Below are 23,183 nucleotides of genomic sequence, written 5' to 3' on the forward strand. Positions count from 1 at the left end.
ACGCTCACTCAAGGTGGTTAACGCGTTAGAAATCCCAGCGGGTTGTCACCATGAAGTTACGAGGCTCGCCATACACCGCCGAGTTATAAAAGCCGATGTTGGTGTAATAGTATTTGTCGAATAGGTTATTGAGATTGACTGTAGCCGATAGGTTTTTACTGATTTGGTAACGTGTCATCAGGTCAACCACCCAGTAGTCAGACTGCTCAAACTTTTCGTACTGCTCACGCGGGCCGTTCCAAATGTTTTGCCAAGCGCGGTTTTGCCAACGCGCACCGCCACCCACGGTGAATTTGTCGAGATCGCCTTGCAGTTTGTAGCTGGTGGACACTTTGAACTGGTCTTGCGGCTCGAAGGTCGAGATTTTCTCACCGTTGTCATCGCGCACGATCTTGTGGGTGTAGCCACCCTGTACTTGCCAGCCAGGGCTTAGCTCGCCCGACATTTCTAGTTCATAGCCTTTGGTCACGGCTTTGGTGCCGATGAACGCATAGTTTGGCGGGGTAGGCGCTAGGTTGTTATAAGCGTCGTCAGGTACCGAGCGGTTGCTTTCCTTGACTTGGAAATAAGCCAAGCTGGCATTCAAACGGCCGTCGAAAAACTCCGCCTTCAGGCCCACTTCGTAGTTCTCGCCTTCGTCCGGCTCAATCAACCGCTCGTTTCTGTCACGGTTGTAGTTCTCTTGCGGCATAAAGATGTCGGTGTAGCTGGCGTAGACCGAGTAGGTTTCGTTGAGGTCGTAGATTGCCCCCACATACGGAATGAAACGCCCCGACTCACGGAAGGAGGGGGTGTTGCCGGTCATGTGGTAGTCAACCACGCGGCCACCCACCAACACTTTCAACTCATCGCTGACGTTAAAGCGGGTGGTGATGTAGGTGCCGGTTTGCCGAATTACGTCATCGGTGTTTTGGCTGACAGGCCCCCAGTCCGGTTTTTCGGCATGGCCGTTCCAGTGGTCATAATCCACGAGATTCGGGTCTTGGTAGATGTGGTTCCAGTAGCCGCGACCTTTCCAGTGCGCTGAGCTGATGGAGCCGCCCAATACCACTTCATGCTCGCGCCCGAACAGTTGGAAGGGGCCGCTAACGTACAAGTCGGCGGAGTTGCTGCGCGTGTCACCCATGTAGCGCCCGGCAGTGATCGGTGCGGTGCCATCCTCGTTGGGGTAAGCACCTTGGATGGAACCCATTTGTGCGTCGTAGCCATTGAGTTTGTGGTCCAGTTGCAGTTTGGTCACCCAACCGCCGCCCATGTCATGTTCAAGGGTGGCGAACACGGTGCGGGTGTATTGATCCCAACTGCTCCAGTCAGTGCCGTTGTTAAACGAACGCTTGACGCTGTTGCGCTCACCCTTGGCGTTGAGCAGCGGGAAACTGCCCGACCAGCTCGACCCTTTTGGGGTGTTGTCTTGGTAATCACCGCCGATGGTCAATAGCGTATCTGGGGTGAGGTCAAACTCGAGAATGCCGTAGTAGACGGCTGTTTTGCGCGAGTAGTGATCCATAAACGATTTTTTGTCTTGGTAGGCGGCAACGCCCCGGCCTCGCACATTCCCGGTTTCGGTCAGTGGGCCACTCACGTCGACCTCACTGCGGTAGTTGTCCCATGAGCCAGCACCCAGCGAGGCGTGGCCTTTGAACTCAGCAGTGGGCTTTTTACGCACCAGATTAAGGGTCGCACCCAATGAGCCCGCGCCTGTGAGCAGGCCGGTCGACCCCTTGATGACCTCGATACGGTCGTAAATCGCGGTGTCGCTTAAGGTGTTACCCGCCGAGTAACCGACGTTGCGCACGGCGGAAGGGATACCGTCGTACTGGAAGTTATTGATCGAAAAACCGCGAGCGTAGTAGTTGCTGCGTTCACTGTCATAAGCCGACACGGTGATGCCGGGGGTGTTGCGCATCACATCGTCGACGTTGTTGAGGCCAAAGTCGTCCATGTGCTGACGGGTGATCACCGTTACCGATTGCGGCGTTTCACGGGGTGTCAAAATCAGCCGCGTGGCCGTGGCAATGGTGCCTGGGGTGTACGAGCCAGTGCCTTCGGTCACGGTGCCCAGTTGGTTGCTGGTGACGGCGGTAGCGCCCAACTCCAGCGTCGATCCGAGTTGCGGGGCCGGTGCCAGAACCACGGCGTTTTCACCGTTGGGTTGCGCCTCAAGGCCCGAGCCGGTCAGCAGTTGCGCGAGCGCTTGGCGGCTGGTCATGGTGCCGCTGACGCCCGGTGAGGTGATGCCTTGGGCCATGTCCGAGGAGTAAGCGATTTGTAGCCCACTGAGTTGGCTCAGTTGGTCCAGTGCGTTGGCCAATGGTTGCCGAGCAATGGCAAAGGTATGGGTATCCGTCACTTCACTGTTGATGGACGTACCGACGGGCTCGACGGCCTGAACGTTGCTGTATGCCAAGAGCACAGCGAGCGCCAACGTGCTGCGTGCATAGTGTTTGTTGAGGTTAGGAAAGTACATGCGAGCCCCGAGTGAATAGGAAGTATTTGCAACAACAAACACCTTGACGGGTTGAGCCTGCGAAAGCCGTAAAACTTTTTCAAAATTTTTCAGTCACTTGGATTCTTGCAGCGCCTGAGGTCAGAACGTCTACAGACGGGGGGCAATGTTTAGTCAAAACCGATCCAAGAATCCGAAAAGCACGCTTTTACCCTCTGTAACCCCATGACACCTTACAGACCACCAAAGATGGACCAAGACACACCTTTTCGTTGCGGGGCTTACTGATAGCGGGTGCGGTTTGCGCTGCGGCGAAGGGAAGGAGAACCGGATGTCTCTTGCCTAGGATGGCCAAGTTGATCCCGGCTTCTCGAGTGATGTGCAATCACCCTTGAACAGTAGGAGATAACAATAATGATCAACGCTCTGAAATTCGCAGTTCTGGCAACGGGGATCGTCACTGCCAGCCAAACCCTCGCGGCCGATCTCACGGTCGTTTCTTTTGGCGGGGCCAACAAGGACGCGCAGGTAAAGGCGTTCTACAAACCGTGGCAAAAGGAGGAGGGCAGCAAGATTATTTCCGGTGAGTACAACGGGGAAATGGCCAAGGTAAAAGCCATGGTCGACACGGGCAGCGTGTCTTGGAACGCTGTTGAGGTTGAGTCCGCCGAACTGGCCCGCGGCTGCGATGAAGGGATGTTTGAGACGCTCGACCCGGCGCAAATCGGCATCGACCCCAAGGATTTTGTTCCGGGCGCCATCCAGCCGTGCGGCATTGGGTTTCTGGTTTACTCAACGGTGCTGGCCTACAACACCCATAAATTGAAAGAAGCGCCCACCGGTTGGCAGGATTTTTGGGATGTCGAGAAATTCCCCGGTAAGCGCGGCCTGCGCAAACTGGCCAAATCGACCTTGGAATTCGCATTGATCGCCGATGGCGTAAAACCCTCTGAGGTCTACACGACCTTGGCGACTAAGGCCGGTCAGGATCGAGCATTCGCCAAACTTGATCAGATCAAACCCTATATCCAATGGTGGGAAGCTGGCGCTCAGCCGCCTCAGTTCCTCGCGGCCGGGGACGTGGTGATGAGCTCTGTCTACAACGGCCGTCTCTCGGCCGAACAGAAGAAAAAGTACGGGTTGGATCTGGTTTGGAACGGTGGGATTTACGAGTTTGATTCGTGGGCCATCCCGCGCGGGGCCTCACAGCAAGACAAGACCCGTGAGTTCATTGCGTTCACTTTACAGCCAGAACAACAGAAGAACTTCGCTGAGCATATCGACTACGGTGCCGCTAACTTAGGCGCTATGGACTTGCTCGATAAGGCACGCATTAACGAACTGCCTACTGCCCCGCAGAACTTAGCACAGCAGGTGCCGGTGGATGCGCTGTTCTGGGCCGATCATGGTGAACAACTGGAGCAGCGCTTTAACGCGTGGTCTTCACGCTAAGCGTTTAACTGGCCGCCGTGTGCAATTTAGCCCACGGCGGCTCGCTTAATGAATTACCAGCATGCCACCGGGCAAGCGCGTCAGTTGGGTTGAGGTGACGGTATTCAGCGCCTGGACGATAGCAACCGGGTTATCCAACTGGTAGTTGCCGCTGACACGATGCTTGGCAGCCGCGTCGTTGAACAACAGAATCGGTTGCGGGTAGTAGCGCCCCAAAGTATTTAAGACCTGAGCCAGTGGCTGATCTTGAAACGACAGTCGACCTTGCACCCAAGCCATTTGTCGTTCAGCACCCTCAGCGTTTAGGGCTTGTAAGTGATCATCTTTGAGTTGCTGCCAGTTACCAGCGAGCAACAAGCTTTGTTCACCGGTTTTGTCGGTAAAGCGCACTTTCCCTTCTCGAACAGCAACAGTGACGTCTTCGCCCTCTAGCGCCACGCTGAATTGGGTGCCAACCACCGTGACACGGGCTTGGGCGGCGTCAATGACCAAGGGCCGCGAGGGATCCGCAAACGCTTGGACAAAAAACTCACCACGCAGCAAGCGGATACGCCGGTGATCTAAGTTGATGTCAGTGCTGATTGCGCTGTTACTGCCCAGCACAATGTGCGAGCCATCGGCGAGGGTCAGTTGCCTGATCTCAGCCACCGCGGTGATTTGGTCAGCGCGCAGACGCATCGGTAAATCGGCCATCCACGCGCTGGTCAGCATTAACAGCAGCATGGCCGCTGTCGCAAAAAACCATGCCTTGCGCGGTTGAGGGGTTGCGCGTGTAGCCGCGTCTGGCAGGTCAAGACCCATCTCTAAGTCACGCAATGCCTGCTCGAACGCCTGGCTCTGCCAGAGTGTTTCTAGGGTCTGGTACGCGGCGGCATGTTCTGGGTTAGCTGTGCGCCAGTGTTCAAAGCGCTCACGCAATGCCGGCTGTTGGGCCATTTCCTCTCGTTGTGCGAACCAATCGGTTGCCTGGCGTTGTACGTGTTCGCTTGGCACAACAGTGTGGTCGGAGGAGTCAGTCATGGGCGGCTTGTTTCTGGATGGCTTTGGCGCAGGCATTAAGCGCAGTCCGCAAATCTTTTTCAACCGTGCTGATCGAAACATCCAGGCGCTGGGCGATTTCTCCTTTGGGTAGATCATGTAATTTGCTCAGCACTAAGATCTGCTGCTGGCGCTTGGGCAGCGTTTTGAGTGCCGCCTGAAACTGTTGCAGAGACTGCTGACCTTGTAGCTGACAGTCGGGACCGGGAGCGCTGGTCGCGATCTCCGTCAGGTGGCGCTCATCGCTAACCTGACATTCGAAACGCCGTTTGCTGCGTAAGCTGCGCAGGTGATCGAAGGCCAGGTAGCGGGCGGTCTGATACACAAAAGGGTGCAGAAACTCGACCGGTCGGGTTTTTATAGCGTTGGCCACCTTCACATAGGTTTCCTGCGCTAAATCTTCCGCCAGACTGGCACAGCCCACTACCCGCGAGAGCATCCTCACCAGCGACACGCGCTGGTTGATATAAAGCTCGCTGAGCTTTTGCTGGCTGTCCTCTGTACTCATGCTGAACCGCTCCCGCCATGGCACGCTAATCCAGCGTGCTGGGGCGTATTCTAATGAGAACCAGTATCATTTCCACAAAATTTTTTATCAGCGTTCGCCAGCCGACTGATTAGCGTTGGCAGAATCGAATCCGATTACCAAAAGGGTCATAGACTTCCAGCACTTGCCCCCAGTCTTGCTGCACGATTTGAGGTCGGCCGTAGCCATAGCGCTTGGCAGCTAACTCATCGTGAAACAACTGAATATTGTGCATCGGTACGAAGAGTGTCGAGCCGGGGCTGGCATCGCCGTGATGCTCTGACAGGTGTAGCTCCAGGCCGTTGCGGCTTATGGCCAGATACAGCGGCATACCGGGCTCGAAGCGATGCTCGAACTCCACGTTGAACCCAAGAAACTCAAGATAAAACTCGCGTGCCTTGGCCTCATCAAACATCCGCAAAATGGGGATGGGTTTGTCGAATGTCACATCGGATGGGATGTTGGCTTGGGCAAGCAGGGCGGATGCGGTGTTCCAGTCTTTATAGCCCAGTTGCTGCGAGACAAGCTCAAGGGCTTGTGCATGAGAGATGTCTTGATTGCGTGCGCTAAGAGAGGTGCGCAGTTGCTTGGCCATGAGTTTGGCCTGCTCGATTGAAACCATAATGCCTCCTGCCATCGAGATATCTGGATGCTCGCATTACCAAGCCTCGAGGCTCAAGAGAGACAAAAGGGGTTTGCAACAACAGTCATGCTTTCACCAACCCTTAAGGGCGCGAGCGGCGGGCAGCATCAGCCAGGGGCTGAGCATACCTAAGCAGACGACAGCCGAAAAGAGGGCTTTGTAAAGTGGACGTTATTGAGCATTGTGTTCAGGCGGAAGTACTGACCATCGACCCCGAACGGCTACTGCCTTGTACGGTCAAGGCTTGTAGCAATGCCGCAGTCGCTTCTTGCAAGGCTGCTGTGGTCGAGGTGACTTGGGCTTGAGCCGCAGTTAAGGCGGCGGCTTTGGCTTCTGCGCTCTGCTGACTGCTCTGAATCTTTTGCAGCGCTTGTTGTTGCTGTTGCAACTGTTTTTGCAGCATGGCGATGTGTTTTTTCAGCTGCTTGACCAGATTGGAACTTTTGTCCTCTTTGTCGTCTGCGGGCACAGGCGCTGTGCTTCGGGCGGTACGAGGTTTAATCGGGTCTGTGGGGGCTGCCTCGGCATCCTTGACCGCTGAACTGGCGGCATTCAGGATTTCGGGCTGTTTCGTGGCGCTGGAGGCGACAGGAATGTTCAGGCTGGATGCCAGGTTGTTAACGGTGCCGAGCATGTTCTTGGATCCTTTAGGTTCAAGGTCTTTGAAGGGCATCGGCTGGCGAGTGGAAAACTTTAAACACTCACGCGGGGTAACCCTCTGCTGTTGGGTGTGGGCCTGCGCTATTACTCATCGACGTCCAGTGCTTCACCTGTCGCGTAATAGTGCCCACCAGCGATGTAATGCAGGCTGCGCCAAGCGGGGTCGGCATTTTCAAACTGCCAATGGCCGTCTTTGAACGCGCGCGTGTCAGCCCAAGCGCCAACCACCTCACCGATAAACAGGTCGTAGGTGTTCTGGTTATGCAGTTCAGGGATGAGAGTGCACGCCAGCCACGCCGAACAGCCGCTTACAAAGGGTTGGTCATGGCCTTGAATGTTAAACAGCTCAACCTTGCTGTCGCTGAGCTTGTTGGGATCTGTGTTCAAGCTCAGGCTCCCGACTTTGCTGGTCAATTCAAGTTGAGCCACGGTCGGCACTTGAATCACAAACAGGCCGCTGTGCTCGACCAGCTCCCGGGTTTTAACGCTTTTGTCCAACACGACCGTGAGCTTGGGCGGGGCAAAATCTAGGGCACAGGCCCACGAGGCCGCCATGACGTTTTGCACACCAGCGTGACGCGCCGATACCAGAATGGTCGGCCCGTGGTTGATCAGTCGATAGGCTTTGTCCAACGGGACGTCGGCAATGTGCTTATTCATTCATGCTCCGAAAGAGGGGGATCCAAGGAGGGCGGATGATACCGTCGAGCCAACAAGCGGCACAGTTGTTTAAGGTCAAAAGATCGCAGCCTTCGTGCCTCGTCAGCTCCTACAAGATTGCATACATCCAAGCCTTCGAAAAACTAGATCAGTTCAAGGCTCTAACCCAATACCGCGCAAGATAACCGCGGTGATGGTCTTAACCGCTTGGTCGAACTGTTGATCCGACAGCGGCTGATGCCCATTGAGCACGTTGACCTGGTAATCAAAGTCCGCATAGTGCTGGGTCGAGGCCCATATCATGTACAACAACGCTGAGGGCTCGACCGGATTAATGCGCTTCTCATCGACCCACTGACGAATCTTCTCCTCCATGAACTTTGCACCTTTAGACATGTGCTCTTCGAGCATGTCCTGAAACAGCGGTGCTCCGCGCATGATCTCGTTGGTCCACAGCTTTGATCCGTGGGGACGTAAGCGCGAATGGGTCATTTTTTTCATCACGTAGCTGGTCAGCACCACGCGCGGGTCATCGAACTGCACAAAACAGTCACCTTCCAGCTCCCAAGTACCCAGCAAGTTGACCAGCACTTCACGGTACAACTCTTCTTTGGTGGTGAAGTAATAATGCAAATTGGAACGCGGAAGTTCGGCATGCAAGGCAATGTCTGCCATTTTGGTCCCTGCATAGCCTTGCTCAGCAAAAATTTTCTCCGCGGCTAACAAAATCTTTTCGACGTTTTTTCGGCGGATCTTAACTTTAGGGTTGGTCATCGAGTTCCAAATTCAGAGCAGTGGGCATGCCAATTCGTGAGTAGCATAGATCAAAAAAATCAGCGAATTCAGGTCTTACACCTGAGTAGACCGCCAACCGTACAACCTTGTGTTAATGCGCTGTGTGGAAGATTTCTGCGTACAGCGGCCAGTGGTCAGAGACTCCTTCGGCCTGCCGAGCGCTGTTAAAGCGAGCTGGGCTGGCCCAACGATTCACTTGGTAAGGGCTTTGGTTGGCCATGCGAATGCTCGCTGGGTCGACCTGCCAGCCATTAAAGCCTTGTTCCGTGGTCATTTGTTTGGGAAACAGCAGCATGTCGAAAAACGACCACTCGCGCTTGGTGTGGTAGTAGTAGCTGCCTTTACAGTCATTGCAGCCAATCAATTGCGACACTGCCCAGGTGCTGGCTAAGTCGTTGGCGATGTAAGCGTGCTGTGTTTCTTCACCGGCGTTGATATTGAAGTCGCCACCGACAATCGGCAGAACATCGCTAGGCAGTTCACTTTTTAGTTGCGCCAAATAGGCAACCGCTTGTTGACGCAGGTAGCCCGGCGCGCCACCTGAAGGTAAATGCACAGCGAATACCGCAGCTTTCTGGCCATCAGGCAGCAGCAAGCGCACTTCGAGAATGCCGCGGGTTTTGCTCACCCGCTGTGGGTCTTCATCGCCAAGGGCTTTGTAGGGCACCCGATGCAACTGGGCCTTATCCCATTGCGGCAAGCGGCTGAGCACTGCAGTGTCTATTCCGCGCGCATCCCAACCTTCAATCAGGACGCGGGTCTGGTAGTCCGACGTTCCAAGGTGAGCGTTGAGTTGCTCAATGACGTTGATATTTTCAACTTCGTCGAGCATCAAAATGTCAGGTCCACGGCCTTGGTTAATCTGCTGGATGACAGCGCTTAGGCGTTTGAGTTTTTCGTTTAGCAGGGCCTCGGTCCAGTCATTTTCCTCACACTCTTTGCGCCATGCCGCCACCTCAATGTGGGCGCAGGTGGCGAGGTATTCCGGGTGAGCCTTTTTGACGCTGAGGGGCAGGTAGGCGTAGTCGTCTTTGCCCACGTCGTGAACGGTGTCGAACAGATTCTCGACGTTGTAGGTCATCAACGAGACTCGCGTCGTCTGCGCGGCGTGATCAGTGGTGCAGGCGCTCAGCCACAGAATACTCAGCGCAATAACGATTGGGGTACACAGGGATTTCATCGAGGCTCGATCCAGGCAGATTAAGGAGATGTATGAAGGTTTTGCAGGTGCGTTAAGGTGCGAACAATGCGTCTAGGCTCGAACGCATCATGCTGTGGAAGTCGTCTGGGCGTTCCGCCGCCACTGGGCCGACCAGAGTCAGGGCTTTGCGGCACAAGGTTTGGATGCTGGCGTCGCTGTCGTCAGCAGTCAGTGACGTGAGGTCCAGCAAGGCGATGACTCGACGTGCCAGCAAGTGTTGAGTGTCATTCATGTCAGATTCTTCAATCTTTTAAAGGCGCCCAGCCAGTGGCTGGGCCTGTTGTGTAAGAAGGTGCGTGTCACAGTGAAATAAACACGCCAGCCAATGCGGCACTCATAAGGTTAGACAATGTGCCCGCCATGACCGCACGAAGTCCCATGCGCGCAAGATCTTGTCGCCGCGAAGGGGCCATCACCCCCAAGCCGCCGAGGATGATGCCGATGGAGGACAGGTTGGCAAAACCGCATAGGGCAAAGGTCACAATCACTTGCGTGTGCGCCGACAGCACGCTGACGCCTTTGGCTGCGGCTTGTGCAGGGTCCAGGTAGGTGGCGAAGTCGACATAGGCAACGAACTCATTGAGCACCAGTTTTTCGCCGATAAAACCGCCGGCAATCTTGGCTTCGCTCCACGGCACCCCAAGCAAAAAGGCCAACGGCGCAAATAAATGGCCCAAGACCGATTGCAGGCTCAAGTGCGGCAAGCCAAACCATGCTCCGCACCAGCCGAGTAGGCCGTTGAGCATGGCGATCAGGGCGACAAAGGCCAGCAGCATGGCGCCGACATTCAGCGCCAGTTGCAGGCCGTTACTGACGCCCAAAGCGGCCGCGTCGATGACGTTGGCTGGCTTTTCTTCGGGGTACACCTCAACGCAGTTGGGGTCGTCATGGGGCAGATGGGTTTCAGGCTCCATCAGCTTGGCCATCAGCAACCCACCGGGGGCGGCCATAAAGCTGGCGGCAATCAGGTATTTAAGCTCGACACCGAGGCTGGCATAGCCGATCAACACCGAGCCTGCCACTGACGCCAAACCACCGGTCATGACGGCAAATAACTCGGAGCGGGTCATCGTAGCCAGAAACGGGCGAACCACCATTGGCGCTTCGGACTGGCCGACGAAAATGTTCGCAGTGGCGGACATGGACTCGGTTCGGCTGGAGCCCAGCACGTGGTGTAACGCGCCGCCGATGACCCGGATAATCACGCTCATCACGCCCAGGTAGTAAAGAATCGCAATAAAGCTGCTGAAGAACACAATCAGCGGCAATACCTTGATCGCAAATACAAACCCTTGATGACCAAAGACCTCATTCATTTTTTCGCTGGCCAGTGGCCCGAAAATAAAGCCAATGCCCTCGTTGGCATAGCCTTGCAGCGACGATACGGAGTCGGAAATAGCTGCGAGTGTGGTCTGCCCACAAGGTACATACAGCGCGAATGCGCCAAGCCCAGCCTGTAGCAAAAAGGCGCCGCCCACGGTTTGTAACTTGATCGCCCGGCGGTTGCTGGAGAACAGCACCGCCAGAAGAATCAATACGGCTACACCAATGAAGCTCATTGACTACATTCCCATGTGTACAGCATCAAATACGCCCTCGATCTTTAGAGGGCGGTGCGGCGGGCAGTGCAGTGGGGGCTCAAAAACGAAAAGCGCCAGGTAATAGTTGCTCGATGGTCCAGTCGCGGCTGGCCGATGCTTGATGCCCGACGCAGTACACCGGGCAGTCAGCACGCATCAGTTCTTGCATCACTTGGCGGCAGGCACCGCACGGGGAGATCAACGGCACTTTTGGCGCATACACCAGCATTGCTTTGAAGCTGCCCGCCGCGTGACCTTGGGCGATGGCACTGAACAATGCGCTGCGTTCAGCGCAGTTGGTCAGCCCATAGGAGACGTTTTCGACATTGCAACCGCGGATGATCTGGTCGTCCGCGGTCAGCAGGGCGGCGCCCACGGGGAAGTCTGAGTGCGGGCACCATGCCGCTTGCGAGGCCGCGATGGCCTCGGGTAGTAAACGTTCATAGACCGCCTGAGCATTGGCTGTGCGGCTCATCGCTGAGCGCTCGTGACGGTTGCCGCGTCGAGCTTATGAATCCGTTGCCCTGGGCTGTGTTCGCCAACCGGGTTACCGGCGCGATCGTTAGTTTGCAGGTAGTCGATCAGCGATGTCAGGTCGCTAAGGCCAGTGTCCACCCGATCGCTGGCGTCTTTAAAAACGCTGAAGTTATCACCGCCGCCTGCCATGAACGCATTGACGGTGACTTGATAGGGAGACTCAGGCACCACAGGTACACCGTTGATCTTCATGCTGCTGGCCACAACCCGGTCGCCTTGGGGTTTGCTCGGGTCCCAGCTGTAGGTCAGCGAAGCAGACGGCTGCAACGGATAAAAGCCCAAGCCGTTGTTTTGCCATTGCTGCTCTAACAGTTGTTTTAACTGCGCACCGGTCAGGGTGAGGATGTTCAGCGTGTTGTTAAACGGCTGCACCGACGCCACTTGGCTATAGATCAGTTGGGCTTGGCCGGGTTCAAGAATCAAGTCGCTACGAATCCCTCCCAGATTGATAAACGCCATTTGGGCGCCCAACGAACGAGTGGCCTGCCATTGCGCATCGGCCACCAGATCGCCCATGGCGGACTCACCCGCAGCGTTGAGCGTGCGTTTGACCTCGGTAGCGGCCATGCGCGCGATGGGTTTGCTCAGCAGCTCATGGCTGCGCGCCTCAACTTCGGCTTGTTGAGCAGCAATCTCTGGCATCGGTGGGTAGCGTTTGGGATCAACCACTATGTTTTTGGCCTTAACATCCAGCAGTTGGTGCTTGGATGGGTCGATCGTTAAGGTCAGGTGAGTCACCAAGCGTCCGTACGAGCTAGCTTGGGTGATCAGTTTGTCGCCCACGCGGCACAGATAGCCTTGATGGGTGTGCGCGGTGAGTACCACCTTGATTTCCGGTGCCAAGCGACTGGCCACATCGAGGATGTCGCCTTTGAGTTGGCTGCAATCGGTTTTGTCGAAGGATTCAACGGTTTCCCCCCCTTGGTGAATCACCATAACCACTGCATCCACGCCTTGTTGATGCAGTTCAGGGAGCAGTGCGTTAGCCGCCTCGGCCTCGTCAATGGTGTAGATACCGTTCATGCTTTGGCTGCTGACGTAGGTCGAGACATTGCGCAGCACGGCGCCGACGAAGGCGATTTTTGCGCCGTTGGCTTCTTCAATGATGTAGGGCCGGAACAGCGGCTTGCCGGTTTGAGCGTCGATCAAGTTGGCGGCCACATAGGGGAAGCGCGTGCCTGAGTAGTCTTTGCTGTAAAGACAAGCTTTATCAGGACGCGGCGAGTCGCAGCCGCCGTTGATTTGGCGTTGTAGCTCGAAGGTGCCTTGATCAAGCTCATGGTTGCCGATGACGCTGAATTTAAGCCCCAAGGTGCCGAGCGCCGTGAGGGTCGGCTCGTCAGCCCACATAGCAGACATGGGTGGGCTGGCCCCAATCATGTCCCCAGCCCCGACTAACAACAGCTGCGGATCGTTTTTACGCAACGCGCTGACTACCCCGCTAAGGGCGTTGATCCCGCCTGCTTGGATCGTCACCTTACCGCCCGGCGCTGACGCATCGGCGTAAGTGAACGGGCTAGGGGCAAGGTTGCCGTGAAAGTCATTGATCGCAGCAATGTTGACGTCGACCGTCTGGCCGGCCGGATCGCAGGCGGCCAAGGCCAAGGCCAAGGCCAACGGCAGAACCAGGCTGGCGTGGCACAGGCGCGAGAATAGAGTGGACATGCGGGCTCCTTGGGCGGCCTCAGGCAGTGCGTGGTTGGCCAGCCAGCGAGGCGGCAGGCGCAGAGGTTACGACGTATTGAGTGCCTAAGCCCGCACGCAGCAGAAGCATTTTCAGGTTGTCGTTGATCAGCTCCAGGCGGTCTTGCAAATGGCTGTTGAAGACCATGCCCACCAGGGCGATAGCAATCCCCAATGCGGTGGCGTACAGCGCTGTACCAATGCCGCGAGACACTTCCCCCGGGTCGGAAACACCGGCTTCGGCCAAAGCTTTGAAGGTGTCGATAATGCCCATGATGGTGCCGAGCAAGCCCAGTAATGGTGCGCCGGCGACCACGGCTTCGAGGATCCATAAACTGTGGGACAGTTTGCCGCGCATTGAGATGTAAATGGCTTGGCCGAGGTCTTCGAGTTCTTGGTGCGAGTGCAGTTGGCGGCGGCCGTCATAAATCTGCGAGAGCAATTGCAGCGCCAAGCTGTCACGTTGGGTCAAGGCGGGTGGTAGGTCATCGACGCTGCGCACGTTGGCGCTGATTGCCGGGATCAACTGGCGCGCTTTGCGCAGTGAGTAGCTAAAAAAGATGCAGCGTTCAACCACCACAAAAGCGGCCAGCGCAGCAGCGCCGTACATGACATAGAAAGTAATGTCGTGTAGCAGATTCATGTTCATCGGGTTCATCCTGATTTGAGGGTACAACACAGACCCGCCGTTAAAGCGGGCCTGGTAACAGGTCAAAGCAAAGGGTTAGAAGCTGGCTTCAAAAGAAACCATGGCGGTACGCTCTTCACCGACGTTGTAGTACGGCGTGGCAGCGTTGAGGCCGTTCACAGGCGCTGCGTTGAGCACCACGGTGCGTGCCGACGACAGGTATTCTTTGTCGAACACGTTCAACATCGAGACGCGAATAGCCGCAGATTTGAGGATCTTTTTGTCGACTGGAAGGCGTACACCGGCGCTCAGGTCAACCGTGGTACGGCCAGCGATTTTCTGATCGTTGGTCAGGTCGCCGTAGTAGCTGCTGACGTACTTCCCAGACACGTTGGCGTAGTAGCGCTTGTTGTCCCAACCGACGATGGCGTTAAGCATGTTTTTCGGGACGTTGGCCAGTTGCTTGCCTGCGGTCGGCAAATCTCTGTTACGTGTGGTGATGTCGTCTTTTTGCTCGGACTCGGTGTAGGTGTACGCGGTGTAGTAGTTGAAGTTGTACGGCAGCAGGCCGCTCCACTCCAACTCCAGACCTTTGTTCACCACGTTGCCTACGTTGAGCATTTCGTAGTCACCGTCTGAGTTGGTGGTCGACAACTGGCGGTCTTTGTAGGCAATACGGAACAAGGTTGCGCTCAGCGCCATGTCGTCCGTGGTGAAACGCCAGCCCAGTTCTTGGTTCCAGCTCAGTTCAGGCTTGGTGCTGATCGAATCGCCGACGTTGTACAACACATAGTTGGGCGGGGTCCGCATATTGCGCGTGACGTTGTAGAACGCTTGTTGCTGATCGTTGAACTGATAGCGCGCACTGAAGTTAGGCAAAAACTGGTGGTACTTGGCATCGCGCTTTTCAGGCGCGTTGTACAGATCGCCCAAGTTGTTACCGTCGCGCTCGACGTACTGATAGGCCAGACCGCCCACCAGGGTCAGGTCGGGCGTTACGAGCCATGTGTCCTGTACCGAGAGTTTTTGCGCCGGTGTAACGGTGTACTGATGACGGCCCTGAACGGTGACGCCATTGTTGTCTTTGACTTGGCCCCCCGAGTTGTAATCGCCCCAAATATCACTCGGTGCGCCGTTTTCAGTGATGCTGATAAACGGCTGGGTCTGACGCTGACGGGCGCGTTCGTACCAGTAACCGATATCAATGCTGTGCGATTCGTTTACGTCCCACTTCAGTTTGTTGTTGATACCCGTGCGCCACGTTTCGGTCCAAGACGGGCGATAGTAAGTGTCGTAAGGCAACCCAGCCAGATCATAGTTACCGGCTTTACTGCTGGTGGATGACAGGGCAGAGGCGGTTTGCCCGCTGAAGCTGCCACCGTTGGCCCACATGTAATAAGGGGCAATGGTCAGCGCCAAATCGTCGCGCAGTTGGAAGCGCTGAGTCAGGGTCGCTGAGACGTTTTCAAACGGGTTTCGGTTGATCTTGTAGTACGAGGTTAACTTGCCGCTGCTGTTATAAATCGGGTTCTCTGCATAATCGAGTCTGCGACCGGAGTTCTCGAACTGCGCCTTACTTAACGTGTTGTAGTTATAGTTGTCTTGGCGGTTGTATTTAATAATGGCGTTGGTCGAGTTACCGTTACCGTCTTCAAATAATGTGTTCCATTCAACTTTGTCAGCGCGAACAACCCCTTTGCCACGCCATTTATCGCCTTCCGTGTGGGAGGCCGATAGATAGGATTTAAAACCATTAATGTCGCCGGTGTTAATACGCACAAAGGTTTTGTCTAAACTATTAGAACCCACCGCTTGTTTAACGAAAACCCCGAAGTCTTTAGTCGGGCGCAGGGTCACCAAACCAATGTTGCCGCCGCTGGAACCAATATGCGGGCCATCAATTTCTGAAGAGCCTTGAGTGGCGAATACTTCACTGTAGTTCTCTGGGTCGCCGAGTAAGTTTGGGTAGATCTCGTAGCTGCCCGAGTCGTTGATCGGGATCCCGTCGGCCGACACACCCACTTGATCGGAGTTCATTCCGCGCATAGTAAAGCTAGTACCGCTAAGGCCCGAGGCGTCCGTGCTGGACACGTTAATGCCGGGTGTGTACTTAAGTTTGTCAATGGCGTTGGCAGTCGGCGCCATTTCGTCCATCGCTTCTTTAGTGACTGTCGAGCGACCTTTAGGTGAGTCTTCTGGCGCCATATGGCCACCGCCCAAACTTTGCCCGGTGACTGTAACGTTGCCTATATCAACGGTATCTACCGCGAACGCAGATAACGTCCAGCCGCCAACCCCAACGGCCAGCAACGTTGCAAATAAAGTATTGAGTTTCAAAACGCGTTCCCCTTAAACATCATTGTTGGAGCAGAAGTGGTTTTAGTTATTGCTCAATGTTGTATACAAGCGTGGCGCTGAAGCGATATTTGTCCTTCCCCGAAAAAGTGTTTTCAGGGAAAGGAACAACTTGGTCGAGGCGTTGCAAACTGGTGTGCGCTGCTCGGTTGAGCAACATGTTGTTCGCCTTCTTTTCAATGCCCGAGTCGAGCACCTTGCCGCTTCGGTCAACCAGCAACCACACCACGACATTGCCTTGTGGGCGTTGTAATGACGCTTCGCGACCTCGCGGGTATTGCTTGTATTTCTCTAACTCGGCCAGCAGGCGAGCGGTGTAACGACTCTCCAGATCTACCGAATGGTTCTGTGGCGGTTGAGCGATCGGCCGGGCCACGGGTGCCGCAACTGCTGGCGCAGCGGCGGGGGCCGAAGCCTGAGCCACAGGTTGTGGTTTTGCCGGTGTCGGTACGGCCTTGACCACGGCTGGCTTAGGCTTTGGCGGCGGCGGTTTAGGCGCCGGGGGCTTGGGCTTTGGTGGCGGGGGTGGCGGCTCTTCAATCTGCGCCTCAGCCACTTCTACCTCAGGCGGCGGTGGCGGCTCTTCGAGCACTGGCTCGGGTTCTGGCTCTGGAGGCGGTGGCAGGAACTGCTCAGGGTCGATCAACGCAATTTCGACGGTCGAATCGTCGTATTTAGGCGTGATCTTTAGGTGAGTGTGCATGGTGCTGTAAACGGCCACAGCCAGCAGGCAGATTGCGGGTACACAGGCAATCGCTTTGCGGGATTTGAAAAAAACCGACATGGCTTAGAGCTTCCGGGTCGCGATAGAAACGGAGGCGAAACCGCTGCTCTTGAGCACGTCCATGACACTCACCAAACGCGCCACTTCAACACCCTCATCGCTGTTGAGGATGATCACCATTTTCTGCTCAGGGTTTTCAAGGGCCTTGAGTTGCATCACCAGTTCGGTCTGGTCCAGATCCTTGCCGTCCAGTTGCAGACGCTCGTTGAGACCCAAGGTAATAACCGCCTTGTTTTGCGGCTTGAGTTGTTGCGCGTGCGCAGCGCCAGGCAACTGCGTCTTGATCCCCAGCGCAGGGATTACGTTGAGACTGATCAATACGAAAAACACCAGCAGAAACATCATCACGTCGATCATAGGAATGATCTCGATATGCAGGCGTTTTTTCTTCGGTTCTTCCCAGCTTCGCATCAGGTGCACTCCAGTCCACAGAGGGGATCACACAGCTGATCGCCCATTCAGATTCTCACTTGTGGTAGCCAGAGCACAGCGCTTGCCGAACCTGTCTCAAGTGACAGGTTGGAGAGTAGGGAAGAGGTGTTTCATTTTGGTTTCAGGAATATTATTTTGTTACTAAGGTTTTAGATGTTTGGTTTCTATCAGTTTTAACTTATTAAGTTATTGATATAAAAGGATTTGTTTTTTTTTGAGCATGGTGAATTAGTACTCTTCTGAGGAAGAACGGTTCACGTGTGTAACGCTAAAAAACTGACATGTGTGTCGGTTTTTAAACAGATAACTCGTCATATACCCGCGTAGGAGCTGCCGCAGGCTGCGATCTTTTGACGTTAAAGATCAACAGATCGCAGCCTGCGGCAGCTCCTTGCGTTGTAAAAGCAGCGTTATTGCAGCCAATACCGCTGGCTGCGATTTGTTGGTTTCCATAGGCACAAGCAGGGTGGCGTTTAATCTGACTGCATCTACACCTAAGGCGCCCGCGTCAACGTTTACAACGTTACCCGCGCTTAAATATCACGGCTGCCAATCGCGTTTGGACATAGGTATGGGTGGGGGCGGTGGGCATGCTGGTCAGTTGGGCTAACGCCAATACGTCATCCTCCAACTGTAAGGTTCCGCATAAAGACAAGGCAGATGATGGGGTCGCAGTACTGAGTGCCAACGATTGCAGCATTAACCCACTCGCACGGGCGTTGATGTCGGTGAAGCCCGACACTGGCATATGCCCTTCGGCATTGATCATAAAGCCCAGTACCCGACCCACTCGACCCTCAACGGCAGCCTCAACCTTAAGTTGCAAACACGTACCATCTGCTGAGATCCACCTTCCCTCTAAAGGGTTATCCATCGACTCCACGCTTGATGCTGTTAGTGAGGCAAGTTGTGGCGCTCGTCCCGACCTGCGATAAACCAGCTTATCGACGTAAGTACCCTGTTTGGCGAGCCCCTCAAAGTTACTGCTGGCTACCAATAAATGCGAAAGCGTTAAAACCTCCTCTTTACCCACCACGCTGACTTGACCGCACAGTGAAGATGACCAGTTCCAGCTCGGGTCAGCCGGGCCTTTGTCGATAGAGTGCCAGTCAATAGCCAGCGCCACGGGCTGGCCCAACGCCTCAGTGGCCGCTGCCTCCAATTGGAAACCGCTGACTTCATACTGCCCAGTAGAGCCTGTTGAAGACTGATAAACCCCTGACACCTGATTATCTTCGACTGTCAGGCTCATCAGCGAGCCATAATCATTGACCCAGTTGCCTGCGACAGATCCTAAAGAAGATGCGCAGGGGGCATGGCTGGTTATAGGCAGAACGGTCCTCTTAGTAACAATGTTACGAGGGCCTGCGATGAAAGAAGGCGATGAGGACTGAGTAATAATTTGAGGGCCGTCGGGCCGGTTAAAGAGCCAAATGCCAACAGGTGCGAGTGAGAAGATGTTCGGGCCGCATTGCACAACTTGATATTCGTGGACGGTGTAACAGTGCTCCATCACAAGTGACCCAACCAGTACCAAATCGCTTAGGCCTAATGGGGCAAACTGCGGGATGGTCTCCCCTTTTTGTGGCCCTTCTTCAATCAGCACGTTGTAAAGTTCGGACCCTAAAGTGATCTCACCACCGGCGAATTTCATGACGACGTCAGGGTTGCCCCCATGAACGATGCGTGCAAGGGTTTGTTGCATGAGCGTGTCATCACCCTTGAATTGAGACGAACCAGAGTCCAAAGCGAATGAGATATCAGTGGCGAGTATTTCACCACCGACTGAGTAGCTGCTTAAATGTGTTGCCCAGATGTATTCAACGCCAGGGATCTTGGTATAGGCCGTCCAAGGTAGAAAAAGAGATGGCCCCTTTACTTTGGAGTGATCGAAGCTGCCCATCGCGCATGTGCCAGTGTGCTTGTCAACGTTCCAGTCGAATGCGACGTAAGGCTGCTTGGGATCAATCTGTCCAGCGTTCATGAGCTCTTGAAATAAGAAAGAACTTCGGCCTTCGGTGTAAGCGCTGCTGGATGGCAGGCCAATGCCGGCGTCCCAGTCCAACTGTCGAAACTGATCACCTGAATAGTTTGCGGCCAAGAAAAAGCTCATTGGGATCGCAGTACCGTTAGGAACGGTGAGGACATCAATCCCGGTTTCTATCTGCATCGTGCCCCAAGGGCCAAAGCTATAAGGGCGTTGTAAGCAATCAGTGAATTTAAAGGTCGTTGAAGTTTCCTGATTAAACCTGTTGTCACTGAAATGTTGGCACTGGTCAGGAGGGCAGAGGGTTGAGGTGGACCAAGTGATGTTGGTTCCAGAGTCAATTGCCCATTTAAGAGGTTGGCCGGGGGTTCCCAACGAGATAGTTGAGTACCAAGGAGAGGCGCCATTGTTTTGAAAGGGGCCACGTTGCATCGGGAATGTCAGGCCGTTAGGTAATGGTTTTGTACTCATGGAGAGTGACTTCCGTTTCTGGAGTGTGCTGTGTGCATCACACAGCAAAAAGGCTCCCCAATGCATGCGCGAGCCAGTGTGAGGTGAATCGCACCGAAGGGGTATTCAAGTGAATTCATACCGCTGGAGATGCCAGCGAGCTCTTTCAGCTCCGTCAGAAAGAGCGATATAAGTAGTCGGATCGACTCACCGCAACGCCTTACCTTGTGTCTCCGGGATGAACACAACCAACAGCACGGTGACTAACATAAAGCCGTTGATGAGGGTGGTGGTCAGGTTGAAGGATGATCCGTAGGCGACCAGTAGGCCGATGATTGAGGGGGCCAAGATGTTGGCCACGCGTTGGGCGAAGACCGCCCAGCCATAGCCGATGGTACGCAGTGGAGTGGGGTACAGTTCGGCGATCCAGGTGCCCCAGACTCCCCAAGCTCCTAAGCTGAAGAAGGCCAAGGCAAAGTTGCTGAGGTAGAGCATTTCGAGGCTTTGTGTGTTGGCAAAGCTGTATCCGGCGACGACAGAGGCGCTGATGAAGGTAATGATGATTTTTTTGCGCCCAAAGCGATGGGTTAACCAAGAGGCGGCTATGTAGCCCGGGATCATGCACAGTGCCGACAAGGCAATAAAACCGTAACTTTGTGGCAAGCTCAGGCCGCGTTGCTGGAGTAAGGTCGGCAACCATGTTTGCAAGCCCCAATAACCCCACGAGAAGGTGAAGTTGACGGCAATTTGCAGCACGCTGACTCGGCATAATGCGGGCTTGAACAGTTCGCGCAGATGGCCTTGGCTGGTTTGGTCTATCTGCAGGTGGCAATGCGCGGGGATTTGTACCGCGCCTCGACTGAGCTGGGCAATCACCGCGCGGGCTTGGGGTTGTTTTCCGGCACCGGCCAGCCAGTAGGGTGATTCGGGGACCCAATACGCAACGACCAGCGCCCACAAACCGCCCATTGAACTCAAGACGATAATCGCCCGCCAGCCCAACGGCAGGAGCCAGACCGTTGCACCGAGGGCCAAGAGCATGCCTATCGGCCAGCCTGCCGCTAAGTACACCGATAATGCGCCGCGATAACGCAGAGGTAGCAGTTCTTGGAAGTGGGCAAAGGTGACGACCATCATGCCCACGGCCGCAATGCCCGATAGCAGCCTTAGGCTGTAAAGCGTGAGGTAGTCGGGAGCAAAAGCGCTGACCAGTGAGATGACCCCGTAAGAGGCCAGGCTCAAAATGATGGCGCGCTTACGGCCGATGCGTTCGGCCACTTTGCCCCAAGCCAGCGACCCTAACAGCATGCCGATAAACATGGCGCCAATCAGGTTGCCGACGGCTATGGTGTCGAGGGCAAAGTCGGTGGCGATCAACGGCGCGGTGTAGACGATGATCATCATTTCCCACGCTTCGATCGCGAATACAAAGAACAGGGCAAGGCAGCATTTCAAATGTTCGCGAGTCAACGGCACGTTGCGAAATACGTCACCCACTTGGCGGGTGCTTACACCCATATTGCCTGGGGCTGCTTGGGTGTTAGTCATCAGGCTCATAAAGGCTGCCTCCCCGTTTGGGTGCTGATTCGATTGCCGATGGGCACCGGTTCTTGAAATAGGCCAAAGGCCTGAATTTCAGCCTCTGATGGCGGCTCACAACTGCCCACGCGACTGGGACTCCAGCCAAAGCGGCGCTTCATGCCGGCCGCGGCTTCGGCCACTTTGAAAGCCGCAACGACCGGGTCGATGACCGGCACGCCTATCTGAGCCTGCACTTCTTCAAAGAAACCAAATTCGAGGGTGCAGCCGAGGATGATGGCTTCTGCTCCGTCCTCTTCGACGGCCAAGCGCGCTTGTTCAATGATCTTGCGGCGGGTGAGGGCATGGTCCCGCTGGAACTCATCAACCCCCATACCGAGCGGCCGCATTGATGCCAAACCCGCTTGCGCGCCGTACGCCCTGACTCGTGCGTGCATCTGCTCCATCCACTTGTTGCGCCCAACAATGATCGAGAACCGGTTAGCGAGGTTGGCCGCTACTTGCAAACTGGCTTGGCAAGGGCCGATGACGACAGTGCGGCCAGAGATTTCTCTGGCATCTTCCAACGCCGGGTCGTAGAAACAGCCCAGCACCAGCGCGTCGATGTTATGGAGCGCGCTGTCGCGGGCAATGCGCACGATGGGCGCGTAAGTCAGTGCTTCGTAAGTCCGGTATTCAAGGTGTGTAGGGCTGGCGCTCATGGCCAGCGATACCACTTCAATACGGGTTGAAGGCAGTTTGATGGCATGCAGCAGTTCACTGATCGGTGCATCGTATGTTGAGTGGCCAATCGGATTTAGCCAGCGCACTCTCACTGGGTCGTCGTGTGGCTGGGTGTTGGGTGTTGGGGTGTTCATGCAGTTCTCTTCGGGTGGGTTAAAAGAACTTCAGCAACGCCATGGTCAGGGCGTTGGAGTGCTTGAGGTTGGCGCTGTGGTAGTAGTCAAAATTGAGGTTCGCGGAAATAAAAAAACCGTCCTTGGCAAAACCGGTATAGGTCATGGACGGGCCGATTTTGCCGGCCCGCGATACTTTGGAATCCGAGGCTGTGGTGTTGTTGATGTGGTAGACGTGATGCACGCCCAGCCACAGGTCTTCGGTAACCAGATACCCCGCTGCGATGTCCCCGAGCCACAGGCTGACGCCGCCGCGTAGCCGGGTTGGGTCGCCGGTGCCGAAGTCTGTCGTGTTGCGGTTGCGGGCTGCGTAGTGGATGCCAGCGGGTGTGAACGTGGCAGCGAAGCGCCCTACGCGTAGGTAGTTGGCGACGCTGAAGCTCACGGCGTAACGATTGGCAAAGGCCCCGTGGCCGGTCATGTCGTCATTGCCATTGGGGAACTCAACCATCAGCGTGGGGTTGGTCCAGAACGTGGTGTAGTCATCTGAGCCAACATCACCGCTGGGCTCAACCACGTTGTAGTAGTACGAAAACCCGAGGTTGGGCGACGCAATGCCCCAAGCACTGCTGTCGCGTGCTCCATTGCTGCTGGCGTAGCCGGGAATGGCGCCGACCCAAAATTGCAGTTGATCACGGGTTGTGCCGGTGAAGCCTGTTTGCGAGAAGTACGCCAGCACGGTATTGGCGGCCACGCTAAGGTCGCCGTCGGTGGTGCGGTTGATCACCGGAAAAGACTCCAAGGCCCAGCTGTCGGGAATGCCGGGTTGGGCGAAGCCGATAAATTGCTCGCCCAGTGCCAGTGAACTGGACCCCAAAGTGCAGGCGAGTGTAAGACCAGCGCTCAGGCGCCGTGCAAAGTGTGTATTCATGAGTGAGCTCTCTTTATTGT

General features: G+C 55.4%; 21 protein-coding genes. 1 reads left to right on the plus strand and 20 read right to left on the minus strand.

The features are described 5' to 3' along the window. Positions 1 to 25 precede the first annotated feature (25 nt). Positions 26 to 2,467 (minus strand): TonB-dependent siderophore receptor, encoded by a 2,442-nt coding sequence (locus AQS70_RS16300; protein ID WP_055103796.1) that lies wholly within the window; start codon positions 2,465 to 2,467, stop codon positions 26 to 28. A gap of 393 nt (positions 2,468 to 2,860) precedes the next feature. Between AQS70_RS16300 and AQS70_RS16305 the strand changes: the two genes are divergently transcribed. Next, positions 2,861 to 3,898, plus strand: a complete 1,038-nt coding sequence (locus tag AQS70_RS16305; protein WP_055103797.1) for an ABC transporter substrate-binding protein — start codon at positions 2,861 to 2,863, stop codon at positions 3,896 to 3,898. Between the two features lie 45 nt (positions 3,899 to 3,943). Here the strand turns inward: AQS70_RS16305 and AQS70_RS16310 are convergent, their stop codons facing one another. The 19 genes from AQS70_RS16310 to AQS70_RS16405 form a co-directional block, all read right to left on the minus strand. Next, a complete protein-coding gene (locus AQS70_RS16310) occupies positions 3,944 to 4,918 on the minus strand; it encodes a FecR family protein (RefSeq protein ID WP_055103798.1) in 975 nt (324 codons plus the stop codon). Continuing rightward, positions 4,911 to 5,444 (minus strand): RNA polymerase sigma factor, encoded by a 534-nt coding sequence (locus AQS70_RS16315; RefSeq protein WP_055103799.1) that lies wholly within the window; start codon positions 5,442 to 5,444, stop codon positions 4,911 to 4,913. The genes AQS70_RS16310 and AQS70_RS16315 overlap by 8 nt, the downstream gene beginning before the upstream one ends. Positions 5,445 to 5,553: 109 nt before the next feature. Next, positions 5,554 to 6,084 carry a glyoxalase superfamily protein gene (locus AQS70_RS16320; protein ID WP_055103800.1) on the minus strand — a complete coding sequence of 177 codons (531 nt, stop codon included), beginning with the start codon at positions 6,082 to 6,084 and terminating at the stop codon, positions 5,554 to 5,556. 208 nt (positions 6,085 to 6,292) lie between these two features. Beyond that, positions 6,293 to 6,739 (minus strand): hypothetical protein, encoded by a 447-nt coding sequence (locus AQS70_RS16330; RefSeq protein WP_055103802.1) that lies wholly within the window; start codon positions 6,737 to 6,739, stop codon positions 6,293 to 6,295. Between the two features lie 110 nt (positions 6,740 to 6,849). Continuing rightward, complete coding sequence (locus tag AQS70_RS16335) at positions 6,850 to 7,425, minus strand: flavin reductase family protein (RefSeq protein WP_055103803.1); 576 nt, start codon at positions 7,423 to 7,425, stop codon at positions 6,850 to 6,852. Between the two features lie 153 nt (positions 7,426 to 7,578). Continuing rightward, complete coding sequence (locus tag AQS70_RS16340; protein ID WP_055103804.1) at positions 7,579 to 8,199, minus strand: TetR/AcrR family transcriptional regulator; 621 nt, start codon at positions 8,197 to 8,199, stop codon at positions 7,579 to 7,581. Positions 8,200 to 8,311: 112 nt separating this feature from the next. Beyond that, the gene (locus tag AQS70_RS16345; protein WP_055103805.1) at positions 8,312 to 9,400 is read right to left on the minus strand and encodes an endonuclease/exonuclease/phosphatase family protein; all 1,089 of its coding nucleotides are present in this window, start codon (positions 9,398 to 9,400) and stop codon (positions 8,312 to 8,314) included. Between the two features lie 52 nt (positions 9,401 to 9,452). Next, a complete protein-coding gene (locus AQS70_RS16350; protein WP_055103806.1) occupies positions 9,453 to 9,653 on the minus strand; it encodes a hypothetical protein in 201 nt (66 codons plus the stop codon). A gap of 67 nt (positions 9,654 to 9,720) precedes the next feature. Further along, the gene (locus AQS70_RS16355) at positions 9,721 to 10,980 is read right to left on the minus strand and encodes a NupC/NupG family nucleoside CNT transporter (protein ID WP_055103807.1); all 1,260 of its coding nucleotides are present in this window, start codon (positions 10,978 to 10,980) and stop codon (positions 9,721 to 9,723) included. Positions 10,981 to 11,059: 79 nt separating this feature from the next. Continuing rightward, the gene (locus AQS70_RS16360) at positions 11,060 to 11,476 is read right to left on the minus strand and encodes a cytidine deaminase (protein ID WP_055103808.1); all 417 of its coding nucleotides are present in this window, start codon (positions 11,474 to 11,476) and stop codon (positions 11,060 to 11,062) included. Then, positions 11,473 to 13,203: a bifunctional metallophosphatase/5'-nucleotidase gene (locus tag AQS70_RS16365; RefSeq protein ID WP_055103809.1), complete on the minus strand. Its 1,731-nt coding sequence runs from the start codon at positions 13,201 to 13,203 to the stop codon at positions 11,473 to 11,475. The genes AQS70_RS16360 and AQS70_RS16365 overlap by 4 nt, the downstream gene beginning before the upstream one ends. A gap of 19 nt (positions 13,204 to 13,222) precedes the next feature. Next, positions 13,223 to 13,870: a MotA/TolQ/ExbB proton channel family protein gene (locus AQS70_RS16370; RefSeq protein WP_055103810.1), complete on the minus strand. Its 648-nt coding sequence runs from the start codon at positions 13,868 to 13,870 to the stop codon at positions 13,223 to 13,225. Positions 13,871 to 13,945: 75 nt separating this feature from the next. Beyond that, entirely contained in the window at positions 13,946 to 16,186 is a 2,241-nt protein-coding gene (locus AQS70_RS16375) for a TonB-dependent receptor family protein (RefSeq protein WP_055103811.1), read from the minus strand. 46 nt (positions 16,187 to 16,232) lie between these two features. Then, entirely contained in the window at positions 16,233 to 16,988 is a 756-nt protein-coding gene (locus AQS70_RS16380; RefSeq protein WP_055103812.1) for an energy transducer TonB family protein, read from the minus strand. A 3-nt stretch (positions 16,989 to 16,991) separates the two neighbouring features. Then, positions 16,992 to 17,399 carry an ExbD/TolR family protein gene (locus tag AQS70_RS16385; protein WP_055103813.1) on the minus strand — a complete coding sequence of 136 codons (408 nt, stop codon included), beginning with the start codon at positions 17,397 to 17,399 and terminating at the stop codon, positions 16,992 to 16,994. Between the two features lie 544 nt (positions 17,400 to 17,943). Further along, positions 17,944 to 19,878: a pepsin-like aspartic protease gene (locus AQS70_RS16390; RefSeq protein ID WP_055103814.1), complete on the minus strand. Its 1,935-nt coding sequence runs from the start codon at positions 19,876 to 19,878 to the stop codon at positions 17,944 to 17,946. 186 nt (positions 19,879 to 20,064) lie between these two features. Then, positions 20,065 to 21,414: an MFS transporter gene (locus AQS70_RS16395; protein ID WP_241492855.1), complete on the minus strand. Its 1,350-nt coding sequence runs from the start codon at positions 21,412 to 21,414 to the stop codon at positions 20,065 to 20,067. Continuing rightward, positions 21,411 to 22,253 (minus strand): aspartate/glutamate racemase family protein, encoded by an 843-nt coding sequence (locus AQS70_RS16400; RefSeq protein ID WP_055103815.1) that lies wholly within the window; start codon positions 22,251 to 22,253, stop codon positions 21,411 to 21,413. Before AQS70_RS16400 ends, AQS70_RS16395 begins: the two co-directional genes overlap by 4 nt. Positions 22,254 to 22,272: 19 nt before the next feature. Beyond that, positions 22,273 to 23,163, minus strand: coding sequence for a hypothetical protein (locus tag AQS70_RS16405; RefSeq protein WP_055103816.1), 891 nt, complete (start codon positions 23,161 to 23,163; stop codon positions 22,273 to 22,275). Positions 23,164 to 23,183 lie beyond the last annotated feature (20 nt).

Origin of the sequence: Pseudomonas endophytica, assembly GCF_001411475.1 — a bacterium.
GTDB lineage: Bacteria > Pseudomonadota > Gammaproteobacteria > Pseudomonadales > Pseudomonadaceae > Aquipseudomonas > Aquipseudomonas endophytica.